Source organism: Actinoplanes sp. NPDC049598, assembly GCF_040675435.1.
Taxonomy (GTDB): Bacteria; Actinomycetota; Actinomycetes; order Mycobacteriales; family Micromonosporaceae; genus Actinoplanes.
Genome location: NZ_JBFAOX010000045.1, coordinates 43409 through 51813, shown reverse-complemented (window position 1 = coordinate 51813; position 8405 = coordinate 43409). Strand labels below are relative to the sequence as shown.

The following is an 8405-nucleotide window of genomic DNA, read 5'->3' as shown; positions in this document are numbered from 1 at the left end:
TTGTCGATGGCCTTGATGAGGCCGACGTTGGCCGTCTGCACCAGGTCGTCGGTGGGCTCGCCGCGGCCGGAGTAGCGGTTGGCGAGGTGACGGGCCAGCGGCAGCCAGGCCTCGATGGCCCGGTTGCGGGCCTGCGGGCGGCTCGGGTCGCCGGCGGGGAGCGCCGAGAGGGCGTCCAGCATGGCGGCGGCGGCTGTTGTCTCGGGTGCCTGATCGGCGTACGACAGGGTCATCGGGGTGGTCCTCCATCACAACGGGCAGAGAGCCGTGCCCGCTAGCGGCGACCGTTCAGTTACTCCACGCTAACCGATGTGGGGGGTGCTGCCTAGCCGAAAGGATGAGTGACGCGCGACAAGAGCTTGTCACTCACGTACGGCCCGGGGATTTAATGTCGGTCCCCCGTGGTAAACAACGGGCAACACGACAAGTCTCCAGACGGGAAACAGGGATGGCCATTCTCGGCATCGACATCGGCGGCTCCGGGGTCAAGGGCGCGCCGGTCGACACCGTCCGGGGCGAGCTGCTCGCGGAGCGGTTCCGCGTGCCCACACCGCAGCCTTCCGACGTGACCAGCGTGGTCGAGGCGGTGGCGCAGGTGGCGGCCCAGTTCGACGGGTTCGACCGGGTCGGGATCACCTTCCCGGGCGTGGTCGTCGACGGCGTCACCCGCACCGCGGCGAACGTGGACAAGTCCTGGCTCGACGCGCCCGCCGCCCAGCTGTTCAGCGACCGGCTGGGCGTGCCGGTCAGCGTGCTCAACGACGCCGACGCGGCGGGTGCGGCCGAGGTCGCCTTCGGCGCCGGCAAGGACCAGGCGGGCCTGGTCATGATGCTGACCTTCGGTACGGGGATCGGCAGCGCCCTGTTCCTCGACGGCACGCTGATCCCGAACACCGAGTTCGGCCACCTCGAGCTCGACGGGCACGACGCGGAGTCCCGGGCCTCGGACCGCGCCCGTGAGTCGGAGGATCTGAGCTGGGAGAAATGGGCCGGCCGGGTCGGCAACTACCTGCGGCACGTCGAGATGCTGCTGTCGCCGCGGCTGTTCATCATCGGCGGCGGGGTCAGCAAGAAGGCCGACCGGTTCCTGCCGCTGATCGACATCCGTACGCCCATGGTCCCGGCCACGCTGCTCAACAACGCGGGCATCATCGGGGCGGCCGTGACCGCCGAGACCGACGCCGAGGCGGCCGCCCCCGACGGGGTGACGCCGCACGAGGCCGGGGCGAAGGTGGCGGGCTGATGGCGCGCACGATCGCCACCAACACCGAGGTCGGCCGGGAGGAGCTGCTGGAGTTCCTGCGGCCGCGGCACAAGGCGATCCTGATGACGACCCGGCGTGACGGGCGGCCGCAGGCCTCGCCCAACACGTGCGGGGTCGACACCGAGGGGCGCATCGTCATCTCGACGTACCCGGAGCGGGCCAAGGTCTACAACCTGCGCCGCAATCCGCTGGTGTCGGTGCTGGTGGAGTCCGACGAGTGGAACGGGCCGTGGGTGCAGGTGGACGGGACCGCCGAGGTCCTCGACCTGCCGGAGTCGGTGGAGCCGCTGGTCGAGTATTTCCGCGTGATCTCCGGCGAGCACCCGAACTGGGACGAGTACCGCCAAGCCATGCGTGACCAGGGCAAATCACTCATCCGGATCACGATCGACCGGTGGGGCCCGATCGCCACGGGCGGCTTCCCGGCCCGCCTGGCCTAGAAACAGAGCCCGCGCCCCGGGAGAGGGGCGCGGGCTCGATCAGTTCAGGCCGCTTGCGTCGTTTGTTCGGCACCCAGCAGGTAGAGCAGGGTGTCGCGGTGCATCTCGGCGATCGGCTCGAGCAGGTCCGGGTGGCGCAGCAGCACCGCGGCGTCGCGGTCGCGCTGGTCGGGCTCGAGCAGCCGGCGGAACTCGTTCGGCGTGCCCCCGGCGCGGCGCGGGAACGGCAGCGGCCGGTCGTCGGCCAGCGGGACGGCCGCGGCGACCGCGTCCACGGCCCGGCGGGCCAGCGCCGGGTCGGCCAGCAGGCAGGCGGCCCAGCTCACCACGACCTCGTCGACCCAGGTGCGCCAGCCCTCTTCCTCGGCCTCTTCGTCCTCGGGCTCGCTGCCCACGCGCCAGTCCAGCACCGCCGAGCCGCCGGGGCCGGCGATCGCGACCAGGGCCGCGTCCACCTCGGTGGGGTAGCGCAGCCAGGCGGCGACCGTCGTGGCCTGCCGGGCCTGCAGCTCGGACAGGGTGTGGGCGATGGTGTCGGGGCTACCGGCGGGGTAGGCCCGCGCGAGCCAGTGCGTGCTGGCCGCGATGACGGGCGACAGCTCGACAGACGGTCCGGCCACGTGGGGTACTCCTCCGTTAGGGCGCTGCACCGGGGCGGTGCGGCGTCACGGGGTACTCCTCGGCGACGGAAGGGGGCGGTCTGAGTAGGGTGACCGGAGTGGGACCGGCCGGCAACCAACGCACTCCCGTGCACGCGGCGATCGACCACGGGACGGCCGAGTTGCGGCCCGATCCGGCCCGTCCGCAGGGCTGGACCCTGCTCGTCGACGGCATCGCGCAGTCATACGTGGATCTCGGCGATCCCGGGCATCTCGAGTTTCCGTACTTCCAGCAGATGGGGCGCGTGCTCCGGCGCGTACCGCCAAGGGTCTTGCATCTGGGTGGTGGGGCGCTGACGCTGGCCCGCCTGCTGCACCACCGCCGGCCCGACGCCGTGCAGCATGTCGTGGAGCGGGATGCCGGACTGGTCACGCTGGTGTCGCGGTTCCTGCCGTTCCCGGAGCAGATCGAGGTGACCGTCGGTGACGCCCGCGACGAGGTGGAGAGGCGCCGGGGCTACGACTTGATCATCGTGGACGTGTTCGAGGGGGCGTGGGCGCCGGCGAGCGTGGGGTCGACGGGGTTCGCGGCCGCCGCGCGCCGGGCCCTGACCAGCGACGGCCTGCTGGCGATGAACCTGACCGACGTGCCACCGCTGGCGCACTCACGGGTGCAGGCCGCAACCGTCCGGGAGGTGTTCGGCGACGTCGTCGCTCTCTACGGCGACGCGGCGGTGGTCAAAGGACGACGGGCGGGAAATTTGATTTTGCTCGCCGGTAACGTCCCGATGATCAAAGTCGGTAAGCATGAGAGGACCGTTCGCGGAACCGATTTGGCGGAATTCATCGGGGGCGCGAGACCTCGCCTGGATGAACTCGCGTGATCCGCCTCCGGTAGGTTGGGCGCATCGGCTGGTGACCGTTTGCGGCGCCTCCACAGCGGAGAAGTATGCCCTGACGGCGGTCTCGTTTCGCCGAACCCGCCCGCGCCCTTCTGACTACGGTGGAGATCATGACCGGTCGTTTCCCCATCGAGGACGTCACGCCCTCGGTGTCCTGTGGCCGCTACCCGGCGAAAGCGGTTGTCGGCGAGCTCGTGCCGGTCTCCGCGGTGTCCTATCGCGAAGGACACCACACGCTCGGGGTGAACGTGGTATGGCGTGGTCCCGACGGCGAGACCGAGCCGTTCACCCGCATGCGCCCCGGCGAGCCGGGTCTCGACCAGTGGCACGCCACCATTCGCCCCGACCGGGTCGGCCGGTGGACGTTCACGGTGGAGGCGTTCGACGACCCGTACCGGACGTGGCGCGACGCCGTGGTGAAGAAGATCGGCGCCGGGCAGGGCCTGGAGGACCTGGCCAACGACATCTACGAGGGGGCCGAGGTCCTCGACCTGGCCGCCAAGATCGTGCCGGGCCACGACGAGGAGCGCGTCCGGGAGGCGGCGGCGGCCCTGCGCGACGAGCAGCGCTCGCTGTTCGCCCGGGTCTCCCCCGCGCTGGACCTGGAGGAGCTGCTCTGGCACAACCCGGTGCGCCAGCTCGTCACCACCACCCGGTCGTACGCGATCTGGGTCGACCGCAAGCGCGCCCTCTACTCGTCGTGGTACGAGTTCTTCCCGCGCTCCGAGGGCGCCGAGATCGGCCCCGAGGCGACCCCGATCAAGCACGGCACGTTCGCCACCGCCGCCGAGCGGATCCCGGCCGTGGCCGCGCTCGGCTTCGACGTGCTCTACCTGCCGCCGATCCACCCGATCGGCAAGATCAACCGTAAGGGCCGCAACAACACCCTGGTGGCCCGGCCCGAGGACGTCGGCTCGCCCTGGGCGATCGGCTCCGACGAGGGCGGCCACGACGCGATCCACCCGCAGCTGGGCACCCTCGAGGACTTCCGCCGCTTCATCGGCGTGGCCCACGAGCACGGCATGGAAGTCGCCATGGACCTGGCGCTGCAGGCCGCCCCCGACCACCCGTGGGTGCGCGAGCACCCCGAGTTCTTCACCACCCGGGCCGACGGCACCATCGCCTTCGCCGAGAACCCGCCCAAGAAGTACCAGGACATCTACCCGCTGAACTGGGACAACGACTACAAGGGCCTGCGCGACGAGGTCTACCGCGTGGTCATGCACTGGGTGAACAACGGCATCAAGATCTTCCGGGTCGACAACCCGCACACCAAGGCGCTCAACTTCTGGCAGTGGCTGATCGCCAAGGTCAAGGAGTCCGACCCGGACGTGCTGTTCCTGGCCGAGGCGTTCACCCGGCCGGCCATGATGAACGGCCTCGGCAAGATCGGCTTCACCCAGTCGTACACGTACTTCACCTGGCGCACCACGGCCTGGGAGATGCGCCAGTACATGGAGCAGCTGCTCACCACGCTGGACTGGATGCGGCCCAACTTCTGGCCCAACACCCCGGACATCCTGCACGAGTCGCTGCAGCACGGCGGCCCGCCGATGTTCAAGATCCGGGCGGTGCTGGCCAGCATGCTCACCCCGTCCTGGGGCATGTACTCCGGCTTCGAGCTCTTCGAGCACGTGGCCCGGCCCGGCGCCGAGGAGTACATCGACAACGAGAAGTTCGAGCTCAAGCCGCGGGACTGGGCCGCGGCCGAGCGCTCGGGCCGCTCGCTGGCGCCCTACATCGGCCGGCTCAACCAGATCCGCGCCGAGAACCCGGCCCTGCACTGGCTGCGCAACCTGCGCTTCCACGAGATCGACAACAGCAACCTGCTCTGCTTCTCCAAGCGTGACCCCGACACGGGCAACACCGTTCTGGTCGTGGTCTCGTTCGACTCGGCGAACGTGCAGTGGGGCAACACCGTGCTCGACATGCCGGCCCTCGGCCGCGAGTGGCACGAGAAGTTCACGGTCGTCGACCAGATCACCGGCGCGACGTACGAATGGGGCCAGCACAACGCGGTACGCATCGATCCGTACGTGGAGCCGGCGCACGTCTTCGTCGTACAACCGGCGCAGTAACAAGATTCAAGTACCTGCGGGTGGGTAGGTGGGGAACCTGATGGACCAGAACAACGATGTCGATCTCGATCCGACTGAAGGCAGCCACGTCGAGGGCGGCGTGGTCGAGCACCCGAACGCGGAGGACTTCGGGCACGCCCGGGCCCTGCCGGCCGACCGGACGTGGTTCCAGCGCGCCGTCTTCTACGAGGTCCTGGTCCGGGCGTTCTACGACTCGAGCGCGGACGGCTCGGGCGACCTGCGCGGCCTGATCGAGCGCCTCGACTATCTGCAGTGGCTGGGCGTGGACTGCCTGTGGCTGCCGCCGTTCTACCAGTCGCCGCTGCGTGACGGCGGCTACGACATCAGCGACTTCTACAAGGTCCTGCCCGAGTTCGGCACGGTCGAGGACTTCGTGGCCCTGCTCGAGGCGGCCCACAAGCGCGGCATCCGCGTCATCACCGACCTGGTCATGAACCACACCAGCGACCAGCACCTGTGGTTCCAGGAGTCCCGGCGCGACCCCGACGGGCCGTACGGCGACTTCTACGTCTGGAGCGACACCAGCGACAAGTACTCCGACGCCCGGGTCATCTTCGTCGACACCGAGGAGTCCAACTGGACGTTCGACCCGGTGCGGCGGCAGTTCTTCTGGCACCGGTTCTTCTCCCACCAGCCCGACCTGAACTACGACAACCCGGCCGTGCAGGAGGCGATGCTCGACGTCCTGCGCTTCTGGCTCGACCTGGGCATCGACGGCTTCCGGCTGGACGCGGTCCCCTACCTGTACGAGCGTGAGGGCACCAACGGCGAGAACCTGCCCGAGACCCACGCGTTCCTCAAGCACTGCCGCAAGGTGATCGACGACGAGTTCCCGGGCCGGGTGCTGCTGGCCGAGGCCAACCAGTGGCCGGCCGACGTGGTCGAGTACTTCGGCGACCCGAAGACCGGCGGCGACGAGTGCCACATGGCGTTCCACTTCCCGCTGATGCCGCGGATCTTCATGGCCGTCCGCCGGGAGTCGCGCTTCCCGATCTCGGAGATCCTGGCCCAGACGCCGGCCATCCCGGACAACTGCCAGTGGGGCATCTTCCTGCGGAACCACGACGAGCTCACCCTCGAGATGGTCACCGACGAGGAACGCGACTACATGTACGGCGAGTACGCCAAGGACCCGCGGATGAAGGCCAACGTCGGCATCCGGCGGCGGCTCGCTCCCCTGCTGGAGAACGACCGCAACCAGATGGAGCTGTTCACCGCGCTGCTGCTGTCGCTGCCCGGCTCGCCGGTGCTGTACTACGGCGACGAGATCGGCATGGGTGACAACATCTGGCTCGGTGACCGCGACGGCGTCCGTACGCCGATGCAGTGGACCCCCGACCGCAACGCCGGCTTCTCGACGGCCAACCCGGGCCGGCTCTACCTGCCGGCCAACCAGGACCCGGTGTACGGGTACCAGGCGGTCAATGTCGAGGCGCAGCGGGACAGTTCCACGTCGTTGCTGAACTGGACGCGTACGATGCTGGCGGTGCGACGCCGCCACGAAGCGTTCGCCGTCGGCACGTTCCGCGAGTTGGGCGGATCGAACCCGTCGGTGCTGGCGTACCTGCGCGAGGACGGCGACGACGTCGTCCTGTGCGTGAACAACCTGTCGCGCTTCCCGCAACCGATCGAGCTGAACCTGCAGCACTGGAACGGGTACACCCCCGTGGAACTGACCGGGCACGTGAACTTCCCGCGCATCGGCCAGCTGCCGTACCTGCTGACGCTCCCCGGGCACGGCTTCTACTGGTTCCAGCTGTGCGGGTCCGAGGAGAAGCAATGACGTTGCCTTTCGCCGAGTGGCTGCCGCAGCAAAGGTGGTACGCCGGTAAGTCGCGCACCCTGTCCTCGGTCAAGGAGGCGTCCTCGACGGCGCTCACCGACGACCTCGACCTGGTCCTGATCGACGTGGAGTACACCGACGGCAGCTCGGAGCGGTACCAGGTGCTGGTCGCCTGGGACTCCGGCCCGATCGTCGAGTACAGCGAGGTCGCCACGATCGGCACGGCCGGCGACCGGACCGGTTACGACGCCCTCTACGACCCGAACAAGGCCCGCCAGCTGCTCGCGCTGATCGCCGAGGGCGGCACCAAGGGCGACGTCATCTTCGAGCCCGAGCCGGGCGCCGAGTTCCCGGTCGACTCGTGGCCGCGGGTCTTCGACGCCGAGCAGAGCAACACCAGCGTCATCTTCGAGCAGGACGCTATCCTCAAGGTGTTCCGCCGGGTCTCGGCCGGGATCAACCCCGACATCGAGCTCAACCGGGTCCTCGGCCGGGTCGGCAACGCGCACGTGGCCAAGCTGCTCGGCTCGTTCCAGACGACCGAGAGCGGCGAGCCCAGCCCGCTGGGCATGGTGACGCAGTACGCGGCCAACAGCGCCGAGGGCTGGGCGATGGCCACCGCGTCGGCGCGGGACCTGTTCGCCGACTCCGACTACGGCGCCGACGAGGTGGGCGGCGACTTCCAGGGCGAGTCGTACCGGCTGGGCGAGGCCGTGGCCTCGGTCCACGCCGACCTGGCGCGCGAGCTCGGCTCCGGACCGTCGCCGTTCCCGGTCGACGCCGTGCTGGCCCGGCTGCGCACCGCGGCCAACTCGGTCTCCGAGATCCAGCAGTACGTGCCGGCCATCGAGGAGCAGTTCCGCCGGCTCACCGGTGAGCAGGTCGAGGTCCAGCGCGTGCACGGCGACCTGCACCTCGGCCAGGTGCTGCGGGTGCCCGAGGGCTGGCTGCTGATCGACTTCGAGGGCGAGCCGGGGGCGCCGCTCGACGAGCGCCGGCTGCCCGACTCGCCGCTGCGCGACGTCGCGGGAGTGCTGCGCTCGTACGAGTACGCGGCCTACCAGCTGCTGGTCGACCAGGACGACGACGAGCCGCTGGCCGCCCGGGCCCGCGAGTGGATCGACCGGAACCGGGCCGCGTTCTGCGACGGCTACGCCAACGCCTCCGGCGTCGACCCGCGCTCGCTGGGGTCGCTGCTGGCGGCCTACGAACTGGACAAGGCGGTCTACGAGGCCGCGTACGAGGCCCGGCACCGGCCCGGATGGCTGCGGATCCCCCTGCGGTCCATCGCGCGCCTCGTCGGCTGATCTTTTCTTTC

The 8405-nt window shown here is 69.7% G+C and carries 8 protein-coding genes; 6 read left to right on the top strand and 2 right to left on the bottom strand.

Annotated elements, in window-relative coordinates:
* Window positions 1-233 (bottom strand): sigma factor (locus AB0J66_RS47995; RefSeq protein WP_364675719.1); only part of this gene is annotated, 233 nt, incomplete at its 3' end.
* A gap of 215 nt (window positions 234-448) precedes the next feature.
* Between AB0J66_RS47995 and ppgK the strand changes: the two genes are divergently transcribed.
* Both ppgK and AB0J66_RS47985 read left to right on the top strand, forming a co-directional pair.
* Complete coding sequence (ppgK, locus tag AB0J66_RS47990; protein WP_364675717.1) at window positions 449-1243, top strand: polyphosphate--glucose phosphotransferase; 795 nt, start codon at window positions 449-451, stop codon at window positions 1241-1243.
* On the top strand, window positions 1243-1704 hold the full coding sequence (locus AB0J66_RS47985; RefSeq protein ID WP_364675715.1) for a PPOX class F420-dependent oxidoreductase: 462 nt from the start codon (window positions 1243-1245) through the stop codon (window positions 1702-1704). Before ppgK ends, AB0J66_RS47985 begins: the two co-directional genes overlap by 1 nt.
* 44 nt (window positions 1705-1748) lie before the next feature.
* Here the strand turns inward: AB0J66_RS47985 and AB0J66_RS47980 are convergent, their stop codons facing one another.
* Complete coding sequence (locus AB0J66_RS47980; RefSeq protein WP_364675712.1) at window positions 1749-2324, bottom strand: hypothetical protein; 576 nt, start codon at window positions 2322-2324, stop codon at window positions 1749-1751.
* A gap of 128 nt (window positions 2325-2452) precedes the next feature.
* Between AB0J66_RS47980 and AB0J66_RS47975 the strand changes: the two genes are divergently transcribed.
* The 4 genes from AB0J66_RS47975 to AB0J66_RS47960 all read left to right on the top strand — a co-directional run bounded on the left by AB0J66_RS47975 (window position 2453) and on the right by AB0J66_RS47960 (window position 8394).
* Window positions 2453-3187, top strand: a complete 735-nt coding sequence (locus AB0J66_RS47975) for a fused MFS/spermidine synthase (protein ID WP_364675710.1) — start codon at window positions 2453-2455, stop codon at window positions 3185-3187.
* Window positions 3188-3315: 128 nt separating this feature from the next.
* Window positions 3316-5283, top strand: a complete 1968-nt coding sequence (locus AB0J66_RS47970; protein WP_364675708.1) for an alpha-1,4-glucan--maltose-1-phosphate maltosyltransferase — start codon at window positions 3316-3318, stop codon at window positions 5281-5283.
* A 40-nt stretch (window positions 5284-5323) separates the two neighbouring features.
* Window positions 5324-7087 carry a maltose alpha-D-glucosyltransferase gene (treS, locus tag AB0J66_RS47965; RefSeq protein ID WP_364675706.1) on the top strand — a complete coding sequence of 588 codons (1764 nt, stop codon included), beginning with the start codon at window positions 5324-5326 and terminating at the stop codon, window positions 7085-7087.
* Window positions 7084-8394, top strand: coding sequence for a maltokinase (locus AB0J66_RS47960; protein ID WP_364675704.1), 1311 nt, complete (start codon window positions 7084-7086; stop codon window positions 8392-8394). The genes treS and AB0J66_RS47960 overlap by 4 nt, the downstream gene beginning before the upstream one ends.
* Window positions 8395-8405 lie beyond the last annotated feature (11 nt).

Excerpts from the sequence above, each read along its gene's own strand:
- AB0J66_RS47985 (WP_364675715.1), top strand. The coding sequence starts at position 1,243 with ATGGCGCGCACGATCGCCACCAACACCGAGGTCGGCCGGGAGGAGCTG.
- ppgK (WP_364675717.1), top strand. The coding sequence starts at position 449 with ATGGCCATTCTCGGCATCGACATCGGCGGCTCCGGGGTCAAGGGCGCG.
- treS (WP_364675706.1), top strand. The coding sequence starts at position 5,324 with ATGGACCAGAACAACGATGTCGATCTCGATCCGACTGAAGGCAGCCAC.
- AB0J66_RS47960 (WP_364675704.1), top strand. The coding sequence starts at position 7,084 with ATGACGTTGCCTTTCGCCGAGTGGCTGCCGCAGCAAAGGTGGTACGCC.
- AB0J66_RS47970 (WP_364675708.1), top strand. The coding sequence starts at position 3,316 with ATGACCGGTCGTTTCCCCATCGAGGACGTCACGCCCTCGGTGTCCTGT.